The following is a 24,826-nucleotide window of genomic DNA, read 5'->3' as shown; positions in this document are numbered from 1 at the left end:
TCGGGCCTGTTTTGTTCTCTGGTAGAGCAGAGCAGGCTCAGGGCTACTGAAAGCCCGCTCCGTACCGCTTAGCGGTCGGAGCCGGGTAGTTTACTATCTCTCCAGCCACCCCTCAAATCCTTATTGGCTATAGTTGCGGCTGTCCGGAAGTGATAGCAGCAGACTTGCTGGACCTGCCGCGGCTGGAGCTGTATGTGGAAGAGGAGTTTGGGGATCCCTGTGCCCTGCTGCAGCAGAAGGGAGTGCCCGAGCGAATTCACGAGGTGAGAGGGGAGCCAGCCAGTTGGCCTAGTTTTGATGCTGTGGTGTGCACAGCTGAGGACTTGCAGCGGCTGGGGCGGCCTGTGAGGGCTAACTTTGCTTTTGTCTTGGCAGAGGACCACCAACTTCTTTTGGCCAATGCCAGTAAGTTAATGGAAGCAGTGTTGACTGGCTTTGACTTTGGCAAACTCAGGTTTTCGGTAAAGCTCTACCCAGACACCGTTTTTTACGAGAGGACGTATCTTAACTTTCCTGTGTTTCTGTCTAGTCAGGTGCAGACGGTTATCGACATCGGAGCTGGGGTAGGCCTTGGTAGCTTTTGTTTTCGGGGTTTCTGCCCTGAGGCGGCCATTCATTGTTTTGAGGTGGATCCCTTGGCCTTGCACCTGCTGCAGCAGAATGCTTTGTGCATCCGGTGGGGCTAGCGGGGCAGATAGCTGCAGAACTTGTCGGCTCTGGCCGGAGGATCCTCAAGCGAAGTGGGGAGTGGAGCAGCCGCTCCCTTTCCGGGAAGCCAGGGCAGCCCTCAAGGAGCTGGGTCTGGAGTTCATCGATGTGCTCAGGGTGGCTACAGGCGGGAATGAGGTGAAGGTGTTGACCAGCCTGCAAGAGCAGCTCAAAGACATCAAGGTGATTTACGTGGAGTTTACTTCTGAGCAAGACCGCAAGCAGATTGATCATAGGTATAATCAGCACTTGGCTCCTGACTTTGTCATTATGGATGCACGTAGGGCAGGATAGTGCAAAACTAGCCCTCTTTGTAGCCTGGGCAGAAGCTACACTTTGTCAGCAGCACTGATTAGAAGGACGAGCTATGGAAAATTCCAACAAAGAAACTCTGCAACCGCGAGTTCTCCTGAGCTGGCCAATTGCGCCAGACTACGTCCCACCGCCGCAGCTTTCAGATCGGCAAGTAACTGTCTGTCCCAAAGAAAAAGTGGGGGGCTTTGGACTAGGCTATGTCAACCGTCGTGAAGGCTTGGTGGAGTGTCCGGAAGGAGATTATGACCTCTATGACTTTGTCCAGCAGTCTGAGCAGATTGTGGATAAAGAGTTTGACTTGGTGATTGTACGAGCTTCCAGCTGCGAATACAGCAACCCCCTCAACACGAAAAAATTTGGCTGTCCAACCGTCTTACTAGCCGGAGATACGCATCATTGGCACTTCCCCATCGAACATCTTTTGGCCTACTGGGCCGTTGAAGCCTTTGATTATGTTGTTACTGCTCACAACCGCCAGCACCTGCACTGGTTTGCCGCGGCGGGCGCGGAAAACCTGGCCTGGCTACCTCTCATCTCCATGCATACGGTTGTCCACAAGTGGGTAGAAGCAAGAGAAAGCCAAGTTGTCTTTATTGGCCATCAGGGATCCGACCATCCCAGACGTTCCCGTCTGGTCGAAGCCATAAAGAGGGCACACTTGCCCATTCTTGCCAAAACTGCCAACCGTCAAGAGGCAGCCCGCCTATTTGCCGAATCGCTGATTTCGTTTAACTGCAGCCTGAATGGGGATCTGAACTTTAGGAACCTGGAAGTGATTTCTGCGGGTGGCTTTCTGCTTACTGACCAGCTCTCCTTCGCCTCAGGATTGGACGAACTTTTGGCGACCGGCACCTACTGCGACACCTACAACTCCGAAGCCCAACTCCTGGAGAAAATCCGCTACTACCTAGACCATCCCCAGGAGGCCATTCAAATTGCCCGCCGCGCTTACCACACCTTTGATGAAAAGTGGCATCCCCGCCACCGCATCCAAAATTTCCTGGAGTGGGTGTTTGGAGGAGAACTGCCGGAGCCTTTTCGCTACTCCCCTTGCTCCGATGTTCGCTACTTTGTCAGCACCGCCAGCTCGGCTTGGATAAACACACGGCTGGGGATTTACGAGCCCATCCAAGAGCTGCATCGAGTGCAAGAGCGGCTGCAGGTGCTGGTTAGCCAAGGTTGTCCGGAAGTGATAGCAGCAGACTTGCTGGACTTGCCGCGGCTGGAGCTGTATGTGGAAGAGGGGTTTGGGGATCCCTGTGCCCTGCTGCAGCAGAAGGGAGTGCCCGAGCGAATTCACGAGGTGAGAGGGGAGCCAGCCAGTTGGCCTAGTTTTGATGCTGTGGTGTGCACAGCTGAGGACTTGCAGCGGCTGGGGCGGCCTGTGAGGGCTAACTTTGCTTTTGTCTTGGCAGAGGACCACCAACTTCTTTTGGCCAATGCCAGTAAGTTAATGGAAGCAGTGTTGACTGGCTTTGACTTTGGCAAACTCAGGCTTATGGTAAAGCTCTACCCAGACACCGTTTTTTACAAGAGGACGTATCTTAACTTTCCTGTGTTTCTGTCTAGTCAGGTGCAGACGGTTATCGACATCGGAGCTGGGGTAGGCCTTGGTAGCTTTTGTTTTCGGGGTTTCTGCCCTGAGGCGGCCATTCATTGTTTTGAGGTGGATCCCTTGGCCTTGCACCTGCTGCAGCAGAATGCTCTTGGCCTGGGCAACTGCTTTGTGCATTCGTTAGCTCTACACCTGCTGCGGCAGAATGCTCTTGGCCTGGGCAACTGCTTTGTGCATCCAGTGGGGCTAGCGGGGCAGAATAGCTGCAGAACCCGTCGCCTCTGGCCGGAGGATCCTCAGGCCGAGTGGGGAGTGGAGCAGCTGCTCCCTTTCCGGGAAGCCAGGGCAGCCCTCAAGGAGTTGGGTTTGGAGCCCATCGATGTGCTCAGGGTGGCTACAGGTGGAGAGGAGGTGGAGGTGTTGACCAGCTTGCAAGAGCAGCTCGAAGATATCAAGGTCATCTATGTGGAGTTTTGCTCAGAACAAGACCGCAAACAGATTGATCAGATGTTGGACCCTACCCATCTTCTCTGGCAGGGAGAAGTTGTAGCAGGCCAAAGAGGAGTCCTTTGCTATCTAAGCAGGGCTTGCTTTGTCGACAACAATTCAAGCCTTGGAGGAGAGACTTAAGGTTATCAACCATTATCGTTACGGCTGCTGACAGCAAGTTTTTTGAATTGGTTCAGGGGACTATTCTCTCCGTCCGAGAGAAACCTCAGGGGCACTCTGTAGATATTGGATTCTTGGATGTAGGCTGTACACCGGAGCAGTTGCAATGGATAGGTCAGTACGTTGACCACATTGTTGAGCCAGATTGGAACTATGATATTCCCGACATTGATAGACAACCCAAGTATCTCAAGGCACTAGTTTGTAGGCCTTTCCTTCCTGAATACTTTCCAGGCTATGAAGTTTATATTTGGATTGATGCAGATGCTTGGGTGCAAGACTGGTCTGCAATTGAGCTTCTTACCCTGGGAGCAATATACAAAAACCTTGCAGTTGTTCCTGAGTTGCTAAATACTCTCTTCGATCCCTATCCATTTTCGCATCAAGCTTTTCACCTCTCGAGATACATCAGGTACTTTGGACATGTATATAACCACCTATACATAAGACCAACTCTAAATGCTGGTGTATTCTCTGGAAGTAATTCCGGTATTCACTGGGTAGCATGGAAAAACAGACTGAGCCAAGCTATCTCTATGAGCCTCGATCTATACTCAGATCAGTATTCTCTAAACCTGGCTATTCATAATGACTTAGGGATAGATAACGTTCAAATTTTACCATTGTTTTGTAACTGGACAGTTCATAGTAAACTACCTCTATGGGATCCAAAAAGAAAGCTCTGGGTTGAGCCTTGGAAGCCTTACATCCCTTTAGGGATTCTACACATTTCCTATAAAGCTAAGGATAGAAAAACTCATGTAGCTCATACTACCGATGGCTTCAAAGTTGAAGCCAGTCTTTGGTATCCTAGAAGCCATTCTTCTCCAATCAGAAGGTATGACTATGTATCAGCTAATCAAAAGAAAATATATCTCGACTACAACTTCCCTCTAATGACTGCTATCGATCCAGGGCCTCATCCCTGGCCTTATCTACGGAAAGAAGTTCCTCACCTTTGGACTGCGGATTTGCGTCAACCTACTATCGGCTTTGTTAGTCGAGACGAGGCTCATATTCTGTACAATACTGCCCTTAAGCTACAAGGAAAAAACGCCCTAGAGATCGGCTGTTGGCTAGGTTGGTCAACTGCGCACCTGGCGGCAGGAGGAGTTATTCTCGATGTGGTAGATCCTGCTCTGGCCGATCCCCAGATTTATGGAAGTGCGGATCAATCTCTTCGCTCGGCTGGAGTTCGCTCTAATGTCAATCTCTACCCTGGCTACAGTCCGGAAAAGGTAGAGGAAATTGCCCAGCAAGAGGATCGTCGCTGGTCTTTAATTTACATTGATGGGAATCATGACTCGCCGGCTCCCTTGCAGGATGCTCAAGTGGCAGAGCAATACGCTGCTGAGGATGCCTTGATTCTGTTTCATGATCTAGCCTCGCCGGATGTGGCTGAAGGTTTGAATTACTTGAGAGACAGGGGCTGGAACACGATGATTTACCAGACCATGCAAATTATGGGAGTGGCCTGGCGAGGCAATGTCAGGCCCGTTGAGCATATTCCAGACCCTGCTGTGAATTGGACATTGCCAGAGCACCTCAAGGACTATCCGGTCTGTAACCTTGAGTTGTCTAGGGTGCTAGAGAAAGTTAAATCTTTTACCTTGCTGAGCTTTGAGCGTCTTTGGAGCCTTTATTCACTGGCTAAGCAGGTTTGTGAAGAAGACATTCCTGGGAACTTTGTAGAATGTGGTGTTTGCAGGGGTGGAAGCTCAGCTTTGCTGGCCTGGGTGATTAAGAACTACAGCCGTCGACCTCGCAGGCTATATGCTTTCGATACCTTCTCAGGTATGCCTGATCCAACAGAGGTGGATCGAGATTATCGAGGAGTTGCTGCCAACGATGCGGGTTTTGGATCCGGTGCCTTAGCGGCACCCATTTCGGAGAACTTAGAGGTGATTGCCAGGGAACTAGGGGTCTGGGATCTCATTGTTCCTGTGCCAGGGCTTTTTGCTGACACCTTGCCTGTTTATCGAGAGCAAGTGGGTGAGATTGCTCTGCTGCATGCAGATGCTGACTGGTATCAGTCGACGATGGATATTTTCCGTCATCTCTACCATCAAGTTAACCCCAGGGGGTTTATCCAAGTTGATGACTACCACGACTGGCAAGGATGTTGCAAAGCTGTTCATGACTTCGAGCAGGAACTTGGAGTCTTCTTCCGGCTACACAGTGTAGCTGAGCCATATGGCTGGAAGCCAGATAGCGCAGAGGTGCAGGGTTGGCCTAGTGCTGTATGGTTAAGTCCCTCTGAGAACTGGCTGGTAATTACAGATGGTTCGATACAAACCTTCAAACCAGAAGGGATCCGTCTAAGCAAGATTAACGTGGGTCTTTTCCCCTACTGGGAGATGGAGACAGAGCAGCTTGTGCAAGAGTTGGAGGTTCTGTTGGAGTCAATTCTACGTAGCCCCAACCCAGAAGACTATGCCCTGATCTTCCTGGGAGACCCGGATCCGCAAGTGGCTAATCGAACCCTGGAGATAGCTGCGGGCAACGTAGTCCTCAAGCTCATAGAAGTAGGGCTGGAGCTAGGCAGAGAGCCATTCTCTTCTGTAGTGGCTGGGTTGAACCCCCATCAATGGGAGAGGCTGATTCCCCAACTGAACTATCGCTATCCTCTGAAGCACGAGCGCTTTCCTCAAGGCCTGCGGCTGGCTGTCCAGAGGTTGCCTGTGTTATAGGCACCTACTTTCTGCCTGGGGGCATGCCCTTGTTTTTTCTTCCTGATGGCTAAGATTGTTGTTGGAGGAAAATTAGGAGCTATGAACTCAACTATCATCGTTACAGGTGCTGACAGCAAGTTTTTTGAGTTAGTTCAGGGGACTATTCTCTCTATACGAGAGAAGCCGCAGGGAAGCTCTGTAGATATTGCGTTTCTCGATGTGGGTTGTACACCCGAGCAGCTAAAGTGGATAAGTCAGCATGTTGATTATATCGTTGAGCCAGGGTGGACTTATGACATTCCTGATATTGATAGGCAGCCCGGCTATCTTAAGGCGCAGTTTTGTAGACCTTTCATTGCTGATTACTTTCCAGGCTATGAAGTTTACATCTGGCTTGATGCAGATACCTGGGTACAAGATTGGTCTGCAATCGAGCTTTTTATCCTAGGAGCTAGGCACAAAGGCTTTGCAATCGCTATTGAGCCGTTAAATACTCTCTTTGCTCCTTCGGTTTCTCTTCACGTAAGTTTTCTTTTTGCAAAATACTGGGACTACTTCCATCTCACGGACTGCACTCCAGAGCATAGCAACCTGCACCTGATGCCAGTCCTAAACGTCGGTGCAATCTCTGGACGCAGTGACTCTTTCGTTTGGTTAAGATGGAAGTATAGACTAGGTCAATGTATTTCAAATCTATCTCGCGTTTTTAGAGGCCTTGATAAGCCTTGCTACGGAGAGCAGCACGCTCTAAATGCGACGATCTATAGGGATTGTGGAATAGATATTGTTGAACTACTGCCTTCACACTGTCATTGGGCTTGCCACCAAAAACTGCCTCTATGGGATCCACAAAGGAAGCTCTGGGTAGATTGTTTTCCACCCCACAATCCAATAGGGATCATGCATCTTGCAGGTGATGCTAAGCTAGCACCAACTCACATTGCACTTACAACTGAGGGCTTTAAGGCTGAAGTCAGCCTTCGGTATCCAGGCCCAGTAGCTAACCCAGCTAGGAGGTACGACTACGTAGCGGCTAGCCTCAGAAGAAGAATACATCTTGACCATGGCTTTCCTTTTATGGTCGCTCTTGATCCGAGTTCTGAGACCTATCCCCATCTGAATAAACAGATTCCTCACCTTCGGTATGCAGATCGACGTCAACCTGGTATTGGCTTTGTCACTCGGGACGAGGCGCACATCTTGTACAACACTGCCCTTGAGTTCAAAGGAAAAAACGCCCTAGAAATTGGCTGCTGGCTAGGCTGGTCAACCGCTCACTTGGCAGCAGGAGGAGTTGCCCTTGATGTGGTAGATCCTGCTCTGGCCGATCCCCAGATTTATGGAAGTGCGGATCAATCTCTTCGCTCGGCTGGAGTTCGCTCTAATGTCAATCTCTACCCTGGCTACAGCCCAGGGAAGGTGGAGGAGATTGCCCAGCAAGAGGATCGTCGCTGGTCTCTGATTTTCATCGATGGGAATCATGACTCACCAGCCCCCTTGCAGGATGCTCAAGTGGCAGAGCGCTATGCTGCTGAGGATGCCTTGATTCTGTTTCATGATCTAGCCTCGCCGGATGTGGCTGAAGGTTTGAATTACTTGAGAGACAGGGGCTGGAACACGATGATTTACCAGACCATGCAAATTATGGGAGTGGCCTGGCGAGGCAATGTCAAGCCCGTTGAGCATATTCCAGACCCTGCTGTGAATTGGACATTGCCAGAGCACCTCAAGGACTATCCGGTCTGTAACCTTGAGTTGTCTAGGGTGCTAGAGAAAGTTAAATCTTTTACCTTGCTGAGCTTCTTTGAGCGTCTTTGGAGCCTTTATTCACTGGCTAAGCAGGTTTGTGAAGAAGACATTCCTGGGAACTTTGTAGAATGTGGTGTTTGCAGGGGTGGAAGCTCGGCTTTGCTGGCCTGGGTGATTAAGAACTACAGCCGTCGACCTCGCAAGCTGTATGCCTTTGATACCTTCTCAGGGATGCCTGAGCCAACAGAAGTGGATACAGATTACCGAGGGGTTGCTGCCAACGAAGCGGGCTTTGGAGCAAGCACTTTGGCAGCACCCATTTCGGAGAACTTAGAGGTGATTGCCAGGGAACTAGGGGTCTGGGATCTCATTGTTCCTGTGCCAGGGCTGTTTGCTGACACCTTGCCTGTTTATCGAGAGCAAGTGGGTGAGATTGCTCTGCTGCATGCAGATGCTGAATGGTATCAGTCAACGATGGATATTTTGCGTCATCTCTATCATCAAGTTCATCCCAGAGGGTTTATCCAGGTCGATGACTATCAAGACTGGCAAGGATGCGCAAAGGCTGTCCATGACTTTGAGCAGGAAGTTGGAGTTTTCTTTCGGCTGCACAGTGTAGCTGAGCCCTATGGTTGGAAGATCGATAGCTTAGAGCTGCAAGAATGGCCTAGTCCCGCGTGGTTAAGTCCTTCAGAAAACCTGGTAGTGATGAGAGATAGCCTAACAGAAACCTCCAAACCACAAGGGATCCGCCTGAGCAAGATCAACGTGGGCCTTTTCCCCTACTGGGAAATGGAGACAGAGCAGCTTATCCAAGAACTGGAGGGCTTGCTGGAGCCAATTCTGCGCAGTCCTCAGCCAGAAGACTATGCTCTGATCTTCCTAGGGGATCCGGATCCGCAACTGGCCAATCAAACTCTGGAGATAGCTGCAGGCAACATAGCTCTCAGGCTCATGGAAGAGGGGTTAGAGCTCAGTAGAGAGCCGTTCTGTTCAGTGGTAGCTGGGTTGAACCCCTATCAATGGGAGAGACTTATTCCCCAACTCAACTATCGCTATCCCTTGAAGCGGGAGCGCTTTCCCAAGGGATTACGGCCTGCTATTCAAAAGCTACCTGTGTTGCTGTTGGCCTCCTAGGGATCCATCTGTTGTCTTGAGTTACTTGGCTGTCTACAGGGCGTCTGGATCTACCCCTAGCTCTCGTAGCTTCCGGGCCAGGCGCCCTGCCCGTTGTTCGGCCTGCTCAGCCCTTTGCCGCTCCAGTTCGGCCTCGGTGGGTACCAGTTCCCCAGCAGCAGTGGCCCAGCGAATCCAGGTGGCCTCGATGTCCCGAAACCTGCCCTCCCACTTCACTAGGCACAATCCCAAAACCTCGCTCGGCAAGCAACCCTCGGCATCCTCTTGAATTGGCTCATAGCGGTCGCCCATTAGCCGAAACCCCGCCCAGTCTTCTGGATCAAACGGGTCAAACCAAAAGTACTCCGGCACCCGGATAATCTGCTCATAAAGTTGCTTTTTGCTTGTTTTATCCTCCTGGGCAGTGCTGGGAGAAAGAAGCTCAATCACCACGTCCGGCCCTTTGCCCTGCTCCCAAATCACCCAGCTTTTGCGCTCGCCTTTAGGCACGCCCAACACCACAAAATAATCCGGCCCTTTGAAATTGCGGCCGCGGGTCTGCTCCAAGCTGTAGTAGAGAAACATATTGCCACCGACAAAGCCATCAGGGCGCTGCTGCAACCAGGTTTGGGTAGTGGAGATGAGCAAGTCCATCTGGCACCTGTGCCGCCAGCTTTCCATAGGTTCGCTGTCGTCGTAGGGGAGCTCGTCTTGGGTGGGGGGCAACTCGGGTAGATAAACCGGATCCAGCACCTCAGTAATTGGGTTCGGGTTAGTCATTGCCAGTTCTCCTCTCTTTACCCTTACAAGGTATCGGGATCCACCCCCAGCTCCCGCAGCTTCTGGGCCAGGCGCTCTGCTCGCTGTCGCTCTTGCTCAGCACGTTGGCGCTCCAGTTCGGCCTCGGTGGGCACTAATTCCCCAGAAGCAGTGGCCCAGCAAACCCACGCGGCCTCAATGTCTGGAAACCTTCCCCCATCTCATTGTTGCCAGCAAAGCAGCTAGGGCGCTGCTGCGACCAGGCTTGGGTAACGCAGATGAGTGAGTCCATTTGGCACTTGCGCTGCCAGCTTTCCGCGAATGCACCGTCTAACTTGGTAGGTGTGTAGGTATAATCAGCACTTGGCTCCTGACTTTGTCATTATGGATGCACGTAGGGCAGGATAGTGCAAAACTAGCCCTCTTTGTAGCCTGGGCAGAAGCTACACTTTGTCAGCAGCACTGATTAGAAGGACGAGCTATGGAAAATTCCAACAAAGAAACTCTGCAACCGCGAGTTCTCCTGAGCTGGCCAGTTGCGCCAGACTACATCCCACCGCCGCAGCTTTCAGATCGGCAAGTAACTGTCTGTCCCAAAAAAAGAGTGGGGGGCTGTGGACTAGGCTATGTCAACCGTCGTGAAGGCTTGGTGGAGTGTCCGGAAGGAGATTATGACCTCTATGACTTTGTCCAGCAGTCTGAGCAGATTGTGGATAAAGAGTTTGACTTGGTGATTGTACTAGCTTCCAGCTGCGACTACAGCAACCCCTTCAACACGAAAAAATTTGGCTGCCCAACCGTCTTACTAGCCGGAGATACGCATCATCGCCACTTCCCCATCCAACATCTTTTGGCCTACTGGGCCGTTGAAGCCTTTGATTATGTTGTTACTGCTCACAACCGCCAGCACCTGCACTGGTTTGCCGCGGCGGGCGCGGAAAACCTGGCCTGGCTACCTCTCATCTCCATGCATACGGTTGTCCACAAGTGGGTAGAAGCAAGAGAAAGCCAAGTTGTCTTTATTGGCCATCAGGAATCCGAGCATCCCAGACGTTCCCGTCTGGTCGAAGCCATAAAGAGGGCACACTTGCCCATTCTTGCCAAAACTGCCAACCGTCAAGAGGCAGCCCGCCTATTTGCCGAATCGCTGATTTCGTTTAACTGCAGCCTGAATGGGGATCTGAACCTTAGGAACCTGGAAGTGATTTCTGCGGGTGGCTTTTTGCTGACAGACAAGCTCTCCTTTGCATCCGGCTTTGATGAGTATCTGAGCCCCGGCTTATACTGCGACGTCTATAGTTCTGAGCTGGAGCTAGTTGAGAAAATCAAGTTTTACCTAGAAAATCCAGGGCTGGCTCTAGAGATAGCTAAAAGAGCTTATGAAAAGTTTCTTGTGGACTGGCATCCCAAGCATCGGATAGCCGATCTGATGAATTGGGTTTTCAAGGGAGAGCTACCCAACTTTTACGCAGCTAAGTCCGATCCCAGATTTTTCATTAGCACTGCCTACAGAGATCTTGTCAATACACGCCTTGCTATCTACGAACCTGTTCAGGAGTTACACCGTGTAGAGGAGCAACTTAAGGTACTGGTTAGCAAAGACTGCCCAGTAGCAGTTGTGGCAGATCTCCTGGATCTGCCGAGACTAGAAGTCTATGTTGAGGCCGGGTTCCCAGTGTCTGAGCTTCCCAAGGACGAGAGGGTCGTTTCCAGAGTACATGTCTGGGAGGAAGAGTCCAGCCACTTAGGTACTGCGACTTGGGATGTTCTGATTGCCAGATCCAACAGCCATCTTACTTCTCGACTCCTGCCCTACTCAAAATTTGTTTTTGTCCTTGATGAACAAAATCAATTGGTGTTCTCGAACGCAACAAAGTTAGCGAGCGTTGAAAGATTTTCCTTGGGCGCGACTAGAGCGGATGGATCTTCTTGGACACTACGTCTCAATTTTTATAAGGAGGAAGAAGGCGCAGCGCTATTCACGACTGACGAAATCTTTAGTAAGCAGTCATATCCTTTTTTAAACTTCGTCGATGGCGTATCAATAATTGTTGATGTAGGAGCAAACATAGGCATCGCAAGCGCCTACTTTCGAATGCTTTATCCAAATGCTACTATTCTTTGCTTCGAGCCTGACCCTGTAGCTCTTCACTTGCTGAAGCTAAACAGCCTAGTTATAGGCGGCTGCACTGTATACCCTTTTGGGCTGTACAGTGATGATATCACCAAGACTTTCTACAGTAGTCTTGTAACGGCCTGTTATAGTTCGATACACAAGAACCAATATGCTGACTTTCCAAGAGTTGTACAGCTTGTAAAGGCAAGCTCATTCCTAGGCTCATTTCTAAAGAGTGTTGGCGCTTACAACATCGATATTCTCAAGATAGATACTGAGGGTTGTGAGACCCAAATATTAAAGGATTTGTTCGAAATTCTAGTCGACATTAAGATAATATACCTAGAGTTTCACTCTGAAGAAGATAGACGATTAATAGACCAGATCCTATGCCCTACCCATGTTTTGTACAAGGGAAACATAGTTCACACACATCTAGGTATTCTTTGCTACTTGAGTAGAAGGTATATCCTTCATGACGTTTCACAAGAACCTCGTCGGTAAAAAGTTCTCCCAGTCAGTAGCTAAGGCCACTGGGGAAGTTGACAAAGGAGGTTCTAGCTAGAGCATGTAGTTTCAGGATCCACGCCCACTTCGAGCATTTTTGCGTTGGGGGCTCTATCCGTGCTGTTCTGTTCCAGCTTGGCCACACGAGCTTCCAGCTTGCGCAAGGTGCGTTGCAGCTCAGGCAAGTGCCGCTGGACAGCCATGCTCTTGCGCCACTCGGCAATGGGTTGATGGGGGTAGCCGGCCACCGTTTGACCGGCGGGGATATCGCTGGTTACACCTGTCTGGGCGGCTACACGCACGCCATCGCCAATGTGCAGGTGCCCGGCCAAGCCACATTGCCCGGCCAAGATGACGTGGTGGCCCAACTGGGTGCTGCCGGCAATGCCCACCTGAGCCACGATCAGGCAGTGGGATCCGGTGCGCACGCCGTGGCCAATTTGCACCAGATTGTCGATCTTGGTGCCGCGGCCAATACGGGTCTCGCCAACGGCGGCCCGGTCGATGGTGGTGTTGCTGCCTACCTCCACGTTGTCTTCCAGCACCACTCGGCCCGCCTGCAGCATGCGCCGCCAGGAGCCATCTGCCAGAGGAATGTGGCCAAAGCCGTCGTCGCCAATGACAGCGCCGCTGTGGATGAGGCAATCATCCCCAATCTCCGTGCGCTCGTGAATAACGCAGTTGGCGAAAAGCTGACACCGGGATCCAATCCGCACCTGGGGATAAATCGTGACATTGGGATGAATTTGGGTGTGGTCGCCGATCCTCACCCCTTCCATCACCACCGCGTGCGGCCCGATTGCCACCCCTTCCCCCAGTTGGACGCTGGCATCCACCACCGCTGTAGGATGGATCCCCACCGGTAGGCGGTAGGGCTGGTAAAACAGCTCGATGGCCTGGGCAAACAGCAGACGGGGATCCCTGCCCCGCAAGCAGGCAATGGAACAGGGCAAAGCCAGCCCTTCCTCCACGATGACGGCGCTGGCCTGGGTTTGCTCCAAGAGAGGTAGATAGCGGGCCTCGCTGAGAAAGCTCAACTCTCCCGGACGCGCCTCCGCCAGGCTGGCCACGCTGTGAATTTCCAGGGTGGGATCCCCCTCGTAGGCACACCCCAATTTTTGGGCAATTTCCTGTAGCTGCATTGGGGTTGACATCCTGATACATTTACGCTGAACACTGCTGAACATCACTGTTCAACTATGCAGCGATAGCATTCTGTTTGTTTCCAAACAGAATGGCGGTATCCCGCAAAGCTTTGAGTAGAATACCCAAAGCGCAGTTTCCGTGTCGTCTTACTACCAATTTTCTGCTTTGCTTTGGCTACCATGTTGGCAGACTCGAAAGTAAACAGAAAGATCAACTGGTAGTAATCCGTACTGAACATGTTATACATTATTTTCAGTATAGTTGAGCTTATTATTGACTAGAGTCATGCTCTACGATTGCGGCAGCCGCACGTCCATCACGGTGCCGCGCAAGTTGTAGCCAAAGGTCTCTAGCTCTAGGGGAACACCGATTTTGACGCGATTGTTGCCCAGGACGATGCCATTCTCCGTCCGCTGGCCGCGCCCTCGCAAGGTAAACACCAGATCGAGGCGATAGGCTTCGGGATCGGGCAAGTTCTGCACCCGCCCATCGGGGAAAACCACCGGCACCGTGCGGCTGACATTTTCCACTCGCACCACCTCCACCTGGCCGTAGGGCTGGTTGCGGATGATCAGGTCAGCCTTCTGCCCCGCCTGAAAAGGTTCCGTAGAGCGGCTGCTGACCCCGCGCACAATCATGTCCACTTCCACCGGCAGCGTGGGGCCACCTCCCACCTGGACGACACTGCCCGCCTGCCGACCCGGAAAGAACAAGACGGCGACAATGGCCACCACCACAATTGCCAGAGCTCCCAGATCCAAGAGGCTGACCTTTCCCAAAAGCCGCCCCTGCTCGTCAATGAGCCGCATATCACCTCTCCTCGCACACCCTGTCTTGATTCTAGGCAGGTTTGTTCTCCAAGTGGCTTTCCCGCTCTAGGGGATCCAGGCTAGGGCGCTGCTGCCCAGCGGTAGGCGGCGTTCCCGCCAGCGGTGCGAACCACTTTGTCCATCAGGAATGGGCAGCCCGTCCTGCAAATCCACCAACCACACTTGCGAGGCCATGATGGCTTGCCCGCTACGGCTAAGGGGAGCCGAGGGATCCGGGATCCCTGGGAACGGTTCCAAGAGCGTGTAGGCCAGCATGCGTCCATCCGGGGAAATGCTGAAGTCCAGATCGACGGGATAGGTGGCTCGAACCACCTCTATGGCGTTGCCTGCTTCAGTGCCGAGCGTTATCGCCAGCAGGCGGGGCGACTCGGTGTAGCTGGGGGAGTCCATCGCGACCTCGCCAACAGAATCATGCTCCGCACCGCTAACGTGAGAGACCTCACTGACCAAGGCGTAGAAGATGGGCGCCCGAGGGGAAAAAGCCCCTTTCAGGATGGATCCCTGGGTTCTCAAAATCTCCTCGCTGTTGCCGGTATTGCTGACGATGGAGAGGCTGCGGGTGTAGTCGGGATTGAAGCGCAGCAAAGCCCCGAAAGCCCCATCGGGGCGGATGGCTAAGGTTTGGCCGAACTGGGCTAGAAAGCTCTCCGCTGCCGCCCGTGGATGCAAGGGTACGATCCCCACCCCCTGTCCCTGCGAGATGAGCAGGCTGCTCTCATCGGGGCTAATGAAAAAATCTCCCCCCACCGCCGTATCCAGCTCTAGACGTTCAAAGGGATCCCGGCTCGTTTTCTGGATCCACAGCTCCGTCTGGACGGCAGCCATGGGATCCCGTTGCAGCGGGATCCGCTCTGCCACCACCAGTTCCCCCGTCGGCGAGACTTGGAAGCGCAGGTTTTGGTAACCCTGATGATCCAGCAGCAACCGCGAAGACAGATCCTCCAGATCCAGCCGGTACAGATCCTGGTGCTGTAGGTTGGTGGCCGTGGCGAAATAGTACACGAAGCGGCCATCAGCACTGGGCTGCATTTGGGTTACCTTGACCCCAGCTGGAGTCAGCAGAGTAGCGGCTCCCGTCTCCAGGTTGAACAGAAACATTCGCCCTCGCTGGGCAGGTTCGGTGCTGATCCCCAGCAACTGCCGATCCGGCGTGCGGAATTCCCCCTCAAAGGGCTGGGCCATGGGCTGGCCCCGTTCATCCACGGCTGCCTGCAGGCGCACCCGGTAGGTCTGGCCGTAAGGGGCTGGTTCTGTCAGCGTCCAAAAAAAGCGGCGACCCAGCTTGCGCATTCGGCCTGGCAGAGGGGGCTGGATCTCCAAATGCTCTTCAACACTGACGGGATCCATCGGGCGGTTGAAGGTGAGCACCATCTGCACTTCTTGCGCCCCCACCCGTTGCTGTTGCCAGTTAAAGTCCCGCACGTAAGGAGCTGTGTGGTTGCCCAACACCACCAGGATCACCCCGATGGCCAGGTTGCAGAGGGTAATCCGGGCAACCCAGCGATCCAGAGGCTGTGGGAACCACCGCGTCAGGGTTGCGCGCCAGTAAGATCCCGACCGGGCAGACATCTGACTCATAGGTTACAAACAACAGACAGGTATGGGCAGCCAGAACTTGGGGAGCTGCCTATTGCAGCATCAAAAAAAGAAAGTCTTCTAGGTTGGTTAGGAAGGTCAGCACCTCAGCGGTTGTTCGTTCTTCATCTGGGGATCCCAACTGGACGGCCTGTTGAATCAGCTCTCGAACCGGCGTTGGTCCTTGAAGCAGTGGCGCCAACCAGCTCACGTTCTCGGCAGGGATGCTGATCCGCCCGTGGGTGGCCCCTGTCCACTGCATTTCGTAGGGCCGCTTCTCTTGCAGGGCTTTGCTGTACTCCTGGCGAAAGCGGGGGTTGTCCATCAACAGGGGATTGAATTGTACGGATCCCGACAGCCAATCTTCGTCACTCCAAGGCAGCACCGGCGAAGAGCCGGCATGCTCCGCCCAAAAGTCGATGAGGCGATGGACAGGGCGAAGGAGTTCATACAGATGCAGCCGCTCCATGATGCTGAGGGTTGCCAACCGCTGCCGCACAAACTCAGGCACCTCTTTAAACAAAGACTCCACCGACCAGTCGGGCCTATCCACCAAGCTCAAAAAGCTCAACCCCGCCTGCTGCAACATGCGAAACAGGTCGGGGATCGTGAACCCTTTGTCGTTGGAGAGTAGGTAATTATTCATAATGGCCGCATCTTCGGCATAGTTGGCCGGGTTCCAGAGCACCGCCTGGGCCACTTCTTCTCGCAGGGATCCCATGAACTCCCGCACATTCTTGGCCCCTACTGCTGGCGGAACGTCAAATTGCCCCACCTTTTGCAACCCCTCTTGCAGGCGGAAAAACACCTGCCGTTGGTAGCGGCTGTGGAGATTGGCCCGGATGATGCCATCGGGCTTGAGGACATTTTTCATGGCCCGCAGGCCCTCGGTGGGATCCTCCAGCAAATACAAAACATCATTGAGGCTAATGAAATCAAACTGGATCCCCAGACGCTCCAGCTCCAGCAGATTGAGGACATAAAACTCGGCATCTGCGAAGCCGTGGTGGCGCAGGCGTTCCTCGGTAAGCTTGACCGAAGCCGGAGACAGATCACAGGCAACAATCTGGGCCCCTGGATTGGCCTCGGCCATCATCAACGTTTCCCAGCCGGAGCCACAGCCGGCATTCAACAACACCTTGCCCTCTGGCGGGACGATGGTATGGGTGCGCAGGTACTGAGCCGTGGTATAGCTCATCTTGAACATCTCCGGCAGGGCGTTGCGGGCCGTCTGCGAGAGGGGCACATTAGGGTAGGGCAGAGCCTCGTAAAGGCTCAAGGCTCGTTCCGAAGCGGAGAGGGCAGAGCTGGCCATAGGCAGGGGAAAGGCTCAACGGTTCAATTTATGATTGAGTGTAGCCCTGGTCGCGACAGCCTCAGGGATCCGCGAAGAACTTGCCATGACTGCTGCTTCCCTGCCCCGTCGCCGCTCTCGCTTCTCCCTGGCAGGCACTCTGGCCGCCGTTGGGGGAGCGTTTCTGTTTGGGATCCTGGTGGTGCGGCTGCAATTGCCGATGCTGGAGCGGATCAATCTGGGAGAATTGGAAAATGCCGAGGCCCGCAAAAACCGCAACATTGCCCTGGCCAATACGCTGGGGTGGCTGGGCTACCGCAACTTGGGGGCTTCCTGGCTGTGGCTGGAGCTGATCCAGTACTACGGGGATGCACCGGCTCGCACCCTGACTGGCTATGGCCTGGCCTACGACTACTTCGATCACATGCTGCGGCTGGATCCCCATTTCCTCTTGGGCTACCGGCTCTCTAGTTTGGTGTTGGCCTATCGGGCCGGCCAGCCGGAAAAAGCCGTCGAGATTTTGGATCGCGGCTTGCAGCAGTTCAACCCCCAAAACAACCCTGACGCCTGGCGACTCTACGTGGATCGTGCTCTACTTAACTTTATGTTTCTGGGGGACGCGGAAGCGGGCCGCACCGATTACTACCAAGCTGCTGCCTGGCGAGAGCAGGTGGGCCTGCCTGGAGATGAATTTCGCCAGTTGGGGGATAACATCGCCCGCAGTCCTCTCAGCCGCCGTTCCCAATTCGATGTTTGGCTGAGCGTGTTTAACTCCACCACCGACCGGGATACCCGCCTGTACGTCCTGGAACAACTGGTCCAGTTGGGTACCGTGCTGCAAACGCTGCCTACGGGGGAGATCGAGATCCTGCCCCCTCCTCTGCCCGACTTCCCCGACGAGGAACCCTATCGCTTGCGCCTGTGATTTGATCCGGGGGACAAAGATTGCGCCTTATGGCTGTGACGTTGCCCCAAAAGGTGAGCTAAACTCTAACCCAAATTAAGCCGACCCCACGAGCCGACTCTTCGAGAGCCGCAGCTTTTCGTGGGAGAGGTTCGCTTTTCCGACGTAGGGAGCAGCTGGCTCTGTTGCCTTTGCCAGGGAAGAGCAGCAGCCAGCCTCACGGCAATCCCCAAGGACGCTCTGGGATTCCGGTTGGTTCCCGAAACTTCCCTATCTTATTATTTCTTAACTTTTGTTCTTGTTCTGCACAATAGGAGTGACCCCCATGACCTCAAGAACTTCCCTTCTGATGACTGTGGCTGTCCTTTCGGGCAGTTGGCTTGTTCTTCCGGCGGCAGCACAATCTTCCGGGACGGCCCGGGTGCGGTCGGTGGTGGATGGGGATACCTTCTGGGCGGACTTGAACGGCAGGCCAACCCGTTTCCGTCTGGCCTATGTGGATGCGCCGGAGCTGACCCAAGGGCGCTGGGGGCGGCTATCCCAAGAGGCTCTGCAAAACTTGCTCCCGACGGGATCCCTGGTGCAGGTGGATACCCTCTATGTCACACCGGAAGGGCTTCACATTGCCCAGGTGTACAACGCCGATGGTTTGGTGAATTTGGAGATGTTGCGCCAGGGTCAGGCGGTGGTTTACGAGCGCTTTTTGCACGGGGCCAATCGGCAACGCTACCTAGAAGCTCAAGAGGCGGCCCAAGCGGCGCGGTTAGGCTTCTGGCAGCAACGCAATCCGGTGATGCCTTGGGAGTTTCGGGAGACGGCCACGCAAACCTCGGCCTTTGCGGGGGTCAATGTTTTGGATGGTTCTTTGATTCGTGAAAATCCGGCGGCAGCTGCGGGTGTGGGGATTGCTACTGCGGTGGTGATGGTGGGTCTGAGCAAGGTGCTGTGGAGAAAGCCCAGCCGACAGAGGGTGAGCATCCGGCAGATGGAGCGGGATCTGAAACAATTGCAGCGCAGCCTGACCACAACCCTGGCCAGTCGCAAGCAACTGGAACGGCGGTACGACGAAATTTTGCAAAAGGCCGAAGATTGGTTTGTCAGGGCTGAGAAAGCCAGCCAACAGAACCAGGATGACCTTGCCCGCGAGGCTTTGGTTCGGCGCAACCAGCACATGAGCGCAGCAGAAGCGGTTCGCAAATCTTTGGATGAAGTTGAAGCACAGGTGGCAACCCTTCGCGAAGGCATTTCCCGCCTGGAAAGCCAGATCTCGATGGCCAAGCTGGAGCGGGAGATGAACAACTGACGCGAACGCAACCATGCCCAACTCCTCTTTTGCGTCTTTTGCGCTAGAGGAGGGGATCTGCGCACTTGGGCTAAGGCAAGGAGGGGGGCAGGTTTTGCAGGATGGTGCGGACAACTGCTGCTGAGTTGAGCGCTGCTGTTTGAAAAAAGCTCAAGAAATCCGTATCGTCCCCTGCATCGCTGACCGAGCGCACCAGCAAACAAGGGATCCCGGCTTCTTGCGCTACTCGCACCACGGCTGCCCCCTCCATCTCCACCACCAAAGCGCCGGTGCGTTCTCGGATTTGTCGGCGTAGGTCTGCGTCGGCCACAAACACATCGCCGGTGGCCACCAAGCCTTGATGAATGACGGGATCCCGGCCTTGTAGGGGGTGGAGAGGGATCCGCTCGGGGTGGGCCACGATCAGGTCGTAGAGAGCGCTATCGGCCTCGGCCAGTGGGTGGCGCAGCTCTGGGATAAAGTCGATCCCCAAAACAAAGCCCTCTGGACGCCCGGTGCCGAAGTCGTGCTCGATCGCCGCATGGGCCAGCACCACATCTCCCATGTGCAGGTGATCGGCCAAGGCCCCGGCCACACCGGTAAAAATGATCCCCTGCAAAGGGAAATGGGCCACCAACAAAGCCGCTGTGGTTGCCGCCCGCACCTTGCCCACCCCACCTTGTACCACCACCACCGGTTGCCCCGCCAGGGATCCCTGGTGGAACTGTCGCCCCAGATGGGTATGGATGGAGCAGGTTTCCATTGCTGCGGTGAGCATGGCCACTTCCTCGGGCAGGGCTCCAAGAATGCCGATGGCTTTCTGGGGGGGATGAGATGGAGATTCCATAGAGCTTCCCTCAGGTTCTTCGAAAGACTTTTGAACAGGCTCTCTCTCCAGTTGGCGGGGGGGATCGCTTGCCCTCACCTGTCCGGCCACTTAGTGAACCATTGCCAACGGTTTCATTCTCGCCTGAGTTGAGGATCCCAAAGCGATGACCGGATAGGTCGGAGTCTTAGGCGGTATAGCGGTATAGTTGAGGTGGTTGGATAGGGAATAGGGGGAAGACCATGGTCTACAGTGAGCCGCTCATGAGCACCTTTAACCCTTCGCCAGAGGTTTTTCCAGAGTCCGTTCGCTACGTTGAGGTTGTCTCGGCGGTGGTTTCCAGCCTCAAGGAGGATGCCGCCTACGAGAACCACGAGCAAGGTCACACCTGGAAATTCACCTACGGCACGGCAGAAGTGTTCGTCCATCTGAGCGGCGAATCCCCAGAAGACACTCTTTTGGTATGGTCTCCCGTTCTCTCTCTGCCGGTGGCAGAACCGGCCAAGCTGATGCAGAAGCTCCTGGAGAAGAATTGGAGCGACACCCTAGAGGCGCGCTTTTGCATCTGGAACAACCAGGTGGTGCTGAACCACTACCGCACCTTGGAAGGGATCACAGCGGGCGAAATTTCCCGGGCCATCACCATTGTGGCCAGCTTGGCCGATGAATATGATGAGCCCCTCCAGGCGGAGTTCCCCAAAGTTTAAGGTCTGGCTTTGCCAGGATGGGATCCCAGGGATACTGGCTCCCCTACCGCGTGGCCTCTGGGGCCCGGCAAATGGAGCAGGATGCCTGGCTTCTGCAGCGGCTGCGCCATGACCCTCACCCCTGCCTGCGCTTTTATGGCTGGGATCAGCTTACCCTCTCGCTGGGACGGCACCAGGTTTGGCCAGATCCCCTGCCAGGGATCCCGATTGTGCGCCGACCCACGGGGGGAAGGGCGGTGCTCCATCAGGCGGCTGAGGATGCAGCAGAGCTGACCTACAGCTTGGTGTTGCCCCTTTCTTACTTGCAAGCCAGGTTGCCCAGTTTGCAGCGGGCCTGGGTGTACGACTTCTGTTGCCGCTTTTGGGTGCAGGGGTTGGCGGAGCTGGGCATTGCCATAGATGAGCCCGCTTTTGCTCACGGCCGAAGCCACCGGGATCCCGGCTACCGCAACAAGACCAGTTGCTTTGCCTCCCGTACCCGTGCTGACTTGAGCTGGCAGGGCAAAAAGCTGATGGGCAACGCCCAACTGTGGCAACCTTGGGGGATCCTGCAACAGGGATCCCTCCTATTGCAACCCAATCTAGAGCTGTGGGAACGGTATCTGCCCGGCTCGCAGGTGATTGGTATCTACGACATTTGCCCCACGGCGCCAGGGATCCCTGCTTTGATCGAACATTTTCTCCAGGCCGCCCGGGAGTGCTTTGAAGTGGAATGGCAAGAAGAAGCCTGGCTCCCTTGGCCGGACTGAGGGCCGGTTGCTGTTAACAATTACTAGCAACAAGAAGCGGCTTGTCTCAACCGTTCCCCAACTTCCCTCTCTCCCTGGGAAAAGGACTGCCAGTCTAGCCGAGACAGCTGTGCTAGAACCTAGGCAGCGCTCAGCCAGGTAAGCCATGCCGAAAGTTTGGGCGGCAGTTTTGCTAGTTGTATTCCTGCTGCCGCAGCCCGCTTGGGCCATTACCCTTGAACAAGTGCCCAACCCCCGCCGTCAGTATGGAGGGTGGGTTTCCGATACCGCCAACATCCTCAGCAGCAGCACCGAAAACGAGCTCAACCGTCTTATCACTCAGCTTGAGCAGCGCACCAGTGCCGAGATGGCAGTGGTTACCGTGCCGAATACTCAGGGATATGCAACACCAAAAGACTTCACCACGCAGCTATTTAACTACTGGGGGATCGGCAAGGCAGGCCAAAACAACGGGGTTTTGTTTCTCATCTCGGTAGGGGATCGGCGGGTGGAAATCGAAACGGGCAGGGGCCTGGTCGCTATCCTCCCCGACAGCCGAGTCCAGCAGATTATCGACCAGCAGATCCTGCCTCGGTTTCGCAATGGGGATTTCGATGGCGGCACTCTGGCGGGGGTGCGGCAGTTGACCTCGGTGTTGCAGGGCCAGCCCGTTGCCAATGTTCCTGCGGCAGCTTCTGGAGTTACCACCTCAACGATTGCAACTTCTTCTGGGGCAGTGGCCCAGGGCATTGATTCTTCCCTGGTGGAAGGGATCCTGCTGCTGCTGGGGATCATCATTTTGGGACTGGGGTGGCAGCGCTCTCGCATGCCCGTCTCTCTAAGGGCTGAGCGAGGGGGAAGACAAGTCCTCTCCCTGACACGCAGAGATCCAAGAACAGGTGCTGTGCTCTCTTCGGTTCAGAGCGACCCCATTCGTCTCTTCCTCTATTCGGGATCCCTCTGCCTTGGCGTGTTCCTAGGATTGTCCAGCGGCAACTGGCTGGGGTTCGCTCTGCCGGTTGTGGCTGCTATGGCCACTGACGGCACCTTGGGCCGGAAGCGTGGGATCCCTTTTCAGCCAGTGGTCTGTCAAGCCTGTGGTCGACCCATGCGCCCAATCCAGCCCCAGCTTCTGGATAAGTACCTTCCCCAAGAGCATCGCCTGGCCAGGAGCCGCGGCAGAGCTCGCTACTACGGCTGGTTTTGTCCTACCTGTCAAGGAATAGCTGTGGTTGTGCGCGAAGGCACGCTCTCCCGACACCTTTACTGCCCTCGGTGCCAAGCCCTCACCCTCGACCTCACCACACAGGTTCTCAGGGAAGCCACCTATTCCTCTAGCGGCTTGAAGCTGGAAATCCTGAGCTGTCCTATCTGCGGGTACCGCAGCGAGCGAGAGGTGGTCATCCCCGAGCTCAGCGACACAGACACAGATTCAGACTTCGGTGGAGATTCAGACTTCGGTGGCGGCAGCAGCGGAGGTGGCGGAGCGGGCGGCAGTTGGTGAGACCCAACTCTAGAGATTTCTCTATCGATCTGAAAAAGGAGTCGGGCTTCTCTTAAATCCGCCAGGACAGTACAGTGGTAAGGGAGCAGCAATAGAAACTGGCTAAGGACGGATCTCTCATGACCCTCGGAGAAGGCGTACAACTGGTTACGTTTGTGGTGCTATCGGCGATGGCCATTGGCTTCGCGCTAGGCGTGGTTTGGGCCCCCAGCATTGTCTATTCCGGTTTTCTGCTCGGGGGCGTTTTCCTGAGCATGGCCGGGTTGTATCTCCTCTTGAATGCCGATTTTGTGGCCGCAGCCCAAGTTCTGATCTACGTCGGCGCGGTTAATGTGTTGATCCTGTTTGCCATCATGTTGGTGAATCGGCGCTACAACTTTGCTCCTCTGAAGCTGGGCTGGCTGCGCAACGGAGTGACGGCGGTGGTCTGTTTGGGTCTGTTTGCCCTTCTAGCCGCGATGGCTTTGAACACCCCTTGGCCGCTGCAGCCGATCCAACCTTTGAGCAGTGTGTTGGTGATCGGCGGCCACTTCTTCAGCGATTATCTTCTGCCTTTTGAGCTGGCTTCTGTTTTGCTGCTGATGGCGTTGATTGGGGCCATTGTCTTGGCGCGGCGGGAGTTTGTTCTTCCCCAAGCCGGAGAAGGGGATCTGAGCTTGCTGGAGCGGGCCCGACCCCAGCTTGAATCAGAGTCAGAACGACCGGCAGAGCTGGTGAGCACCCGTTGAAGCTACCTGCTCTCGATCACAAAATCCAGAGTTTTCCCAGTGCCCTTCTCATTGCGTATCTACTGGAGCCTATCGCGATGTTGCAACTGCAGTTTTTCTTGGTGGTGGCAGCGGTTCTTTTTTGTATTGGCATCTACGGCCTGATCGTCAGCCGCAATGCGATTCGCGTCCTGATGTCGATTGAGCTGATGCTCAATGCGGTGAACCTGAACTTCATGGCTTTCTCCAACTTTGTCGATTCAGCGATGATTCGCGGCCAGGTGTTCTCGGTGTTTGTCATCACTGTGGCGGCTGCCGAGGCCGCAGTGGGCTTGGCCATCGTGCTGGGGATCTACCGCAACCGCGCCACTATCGATATGGAGAGCTTTAACTTGCTCAAGTGGTAGACTTTTTCGATTGTTTAGTTTGTATCAAGGCAAGACTGGCTAATTCAAGTGAAGGCCAGAATGCCTGAGTAGAGCAAAGCTCCCAAAACAGGCAGGAAAACCAGCAGACCCAGCCAGCGGGATTTATTCAGGCGGGGTGGAATGGCAAAGATCACCCAGATACCGAAGATCAAGTTGACTAGGGGAATGAAGAAGAGGATCACCCACCAGCCGGGTTTACCAGCAGCTCGACACATCACCCAGATGTTAGCAATCGGGATCCAAGCTAACCAAGCATTCGGCACGTTTAGCTTCTCTCCAATCACCATTAAGGTGTAGCTAAAGAAGGCGTAAAGGGCAACGGCAATCAGCCCTGGTAAAAGCTCATCCATCGTGACCCTCCCACATATTTGATATTTGCGAATGTCAACTCACTTGTCTCCAGCGTCTCTTTGGTGTCAGAGACAACCCTCGAATCTATACAGCTATAAGGCCAAACCGCAAGAAAACCAACTTTCCAAAGCTGTTCAGGAGCTACTCTGATCCCGCCCACAAAGTTAGCCAAAAGGGATCCCGTTGTCCAGACTTATCTGTCAAGTTTCATCAAGAATTCTGTCAAGTTTCATCAAGAATACAGATCTGACGAATAATCTCTCAAGCACGGGGGGGCAACGGCGGGCATTGGATCCCGGGAACCAGGGATTCCAGCAAGCCGCTACAGGCATCCCAGAGCAGCTCGATCACGTAATGGAATCCAGCCTCACCCCCGTA

At 54.3% G+C, this 24,826-nt stretch carries 20 protein-coding genes; 13 read left to right on the top strand and 7 right to left on the bottom strand.

Going from position 1 to position 24,826, the window contains the following annotated elements:
- The first annotated feature begins 164 nt into the window (after window positions 1-164).
- From ACVWZF_RS13420 to ACVWZF_RS13400, 5 genes are all read left to right on the top strand, one after another.
- On the top strand, window positions 165-686 hold the full coding sequence (locus tag ACVWZF_RS13420; protein WP_457411658.1) for a hypothetical protein: 522 nt from the start codon (window positions 165-167) through the stop codon (window positions 684-686).
- 61 nt (window positions 687-747) lie between these two features.
- Complete coding sequence (locus tag ACVWZF_RS13415) at window positions 748-1,002, top strand: hypothetical protein (protein ID WP_457411655.1); 255 nt, start codon at window positions 748-750, stop codon at window positions 1,000-1,002.
- Between the two features lie 73 nt (window positions 1,003-1,075).
- The gene (locus ACVWZF_RS13410) at window positions 1,076-3,208 is read left to right on the top strand and encodes a glycosyltransferase family protein (protein ID WP_457411654.1); all 2,133 of its coding nucleotides are present in this window, start codon (window positions 1,076-1,078) and stop codon (window positions 3,206-3,208) included.
- Window positions 3,148-5,937: a TylF/MycF/NovP-related O-methyltransferase gene (locus tag ACVWZF_RS13405; protein ID WP_457411652.1), complete on the top strand. Its 2,790-nt coding sequence runs from the start codon at window positions 3,148-3,150 to the stop codon at window positions 5,935-5,937. Before ACVWZF_RS13410 ends, ACVWZF_RS13405 begins: the two co-directional genes overlap by 61 nt.
- 81 nt (window positions 5,938-6,018) lie before the next feature.
- On the top strand, window positions 6,019-8,805 hold the full coding sequence (locus ACVWZF_RS13400) for a TylF/MycF/NovP-related O-methyltransferase (protein ID WP_457411662.1): 2,787 nt from the start codon (window positions 6,019-6,021) through the stop codon (window positions 8,803-8,805).
- 33 nt (window positions 8,806-8,838) lie between these two features.
- Here ACVWZF_RS13400 and ACVWZF_RS13395 read toward each other — a convergent pair whose 3' ends face one another.
- Window positions 8,839-9,564, bottom strand: coding sequence for a Uma2 family endonuclease (locus ACVWZF_RS13395; protein WP_457411651.1), 726 nt, complete (start codon window positions 9,562-9,564; stop codon window positions 8,839-8,841).
- Between the two features lie 460 nt (window positions 9,565-10,024).
- Here ACVWZF_RS13395 and ACVWZF_RS13390 point away from each other — a divergent pair, with 460 nt between their 5' ends.
- The gene (locus ACVWZF_RS13390; RefSeq protein WP_457411649.1) at window positions 10,025-12,163 is read left to right on the top strand and encodes an FkbM family methyltransferase; all 2,139 of its coding nucleotides are present in this window, start codon (window positions 10,025-10,027) and stop codon (window positions 12,161-12,163) included.
- 53 nt (window positions 12,164-12,216) lie between these two features.
- Here the strand turns inward: ACVWZF_RS13390 and lpxD are convergent, their stop codons facing one another.
- The 4 genes from lpxD to ACVWZF_RS13370 all read right to left on the bottom strand — a co-directional run bounded on the left by lpxD (window position 12,217) and on the right by ACVWZF_RS13370 (window position 17,032).
- The gene (gene lpxD, locus ACVWZF_RS13385; protein WP_457411660.1) at window positions 12,217-13,308 is read right to left on the bottom strand and encodes a UDP-3-O-(3-hydroxymyristoyl)glucosamine N-acyltransferase; all 1,092 of its coding nucleotides are present in this window, start codon (window positions 13,306-13,308) and stop codon (window positions 12,217-12,219) included.
- A gap of 294 nt (window positions 13,309-13,602) precedes the next feature.
- Window positions 13,603-14,121 (bottom strand): DUF4330 domain-containing protein, encoded by a 519-nt coding sequence (locus ACVWZF_RS13380; protein WP_011432912.1) that lies wholly within the window; start codon window positions 14,119-14,121, stop codon window positions 13,603-13,605.
- Window positions 14,122-14,187: 66 nt separating this feature from the next.
- Entirely contained in the window at window positions 14,188-15,711 is a 1,524-nt protein-coding gene (locus tag ACVWZF_RS13375; protein WP_457411648.1) for a hypothetical protein, read from the bottom strand.
- A gap of 58 nt (window positions 15,712-15,769) precedes the next feature.
- Window positions 15,770-17,032 (bottom strand): class I SAM-dependent methyltransferase, encoded by a 1,263-nt coding sequence (locus ACVWZF_RS13370; RefSeq protein ID WP_011432910.1) that lies wholly within the window; start codon window positions 17,030-17,032, stop codon window positions 15,770-15,772.
- Between the two features lie 85 nt (window positions 17,033-17,117).
- On the opposite strand from ACVWZF_RS13370, the gene ACVWZF_RS13365 reads away from it, so the two are divergent.
- A complete protein-coding gene (locus tag ACVWZF_RS13365) occupies window positions 17,118-17,936 on the top strand; it encodes a hypothetical protein (RefSeq protein WP_071818156.1) in 819 nt (272 codons plus the stop codon).
- A 304-nt stretch (window positions 17,937-18,240) separates the two neighbouring features.
- Window positions 18,241-19,218 (top strand): PspA/IM30 family protein, encoded by a 978-nt coding sequence (locus ACVWZF_RS13360; protein WP_011432908.1) that lies wholly within the window; start codon window positions 18,241-18,243, stop codon window positions 19,216-19,218.
- A 70-nt stretch (window positions 19,219-19,288) separates the two neighbouring features.
- Here the strand turns inward: ACVWZF_RS13360 and ACVWZF_RS13355 are convergent, their stop codons facing one another.
- Window positions 19,289-20,044, bottom strand: a complete 756-nt coding sequence (locus tag ACVWZF_RS13355; protein ID WP_011432907.1) for a 5'-methylthioadenosine/adenosylhomocysteine nucleosidase — start codon at window positions 20,042-20,044, stop codon at window positions 19,289-19,291.
- Window positions 20,045-20,265: 221 nt separating this feature from the next.
- On the opposite strand from ACVWZF_RS13355, the gene ACVWZF_RS13350 reads away from it, so the two are divergent.
- The 5 genes from ACVWZF_RS13350 (at window position 20,266) to nuoK (ending at window position 24,076) form a co-directional block, all read left to right on the top strand.
- A complete protein-coding gene (locus tag ACVWZF_RS13350) occupies window positions 20,266-20,730 on the top strand; it encodes a YbjN domain-containing protein (protein WP_011432906.1) in 465 nt (154 codons plus the stop codon).
- Between the two features lie 17 nt (window positions 20,731-20,747).
- Window positions 20,748-21,479: a lipoyl protein ligase domain-containing protein gene (locus ACVWZF_RS13345; protein ID WP_011432905.1), complete on the top strand. Its 732-nt coding sequence runs from the start codon at window positions 20,748-20,750 to the stop codon at window positions 21,477-21,479.
- Between the two features lie 145 nt (window positions 21,480-21,624).
- A complete protein-coding gene (locus tag ACVWZF_RS13340; protein ID WP_238376936.1) occupies window positions 21,625-22,962 on the top strand; it encodes a TPM domain-containing protein in 1,338 nt (445 codons plus the stop codon).
- Between the two features lie 119 nt (window positions 22,963-23,081).
- Window positions 23,082-23,690, top strand: coding sequence for an NADH-quinone oxidoreductase subunit J (locus tag ACVWZF_RS13335; protein ID WP_011432903.1), 609 nt, complete (start codon window positions 23,082-23,084; stop codon window positions 23,688-23,690).
- An 80-nt stretch (window positions 23,691-23,770) separates the two neighbouring features.
- Complete coding sequence (nuoK, locus tag ACVWZF_RS13330) at window positions 23,771-24,076, top strand: NADH-quinone oxidoreductase subunit NuoK (RefSeq protein ID WP_041437244.1); 306 nt, start codon at window positions 23,771-23,773, stop codon at window positions 24,074-24,076.
- 44 nt (window positions 24,077-24,120) lie between these two features.
- Here the strand turns inward: nuoK and ACVWZF_RS13325 are convergent, their stop codons facing one another.
- On the bottom strand, window positions 24,121-24,447 hold the full coding sequence (locus ACVWZF_RS13325; protein ID WP_011432901.1) for a DUF5684 domain-containing protein: 327 nt from the start codon (window positions 24,445-24,447) through the stop codon (window positions 24,121-24,123).
- Window positions 24,448-24,826 lie beyond the last annotated feature (379 nt).

It is taken from the genome of Thermostichus sp. OS-CIW-30 (assembly GCF_054060215.1).
The sequence above is the reverse complement of the archived record's forward strand: the minus strand, read 5'-3'. Positions and strand labels throughout refer to the sequence as shown.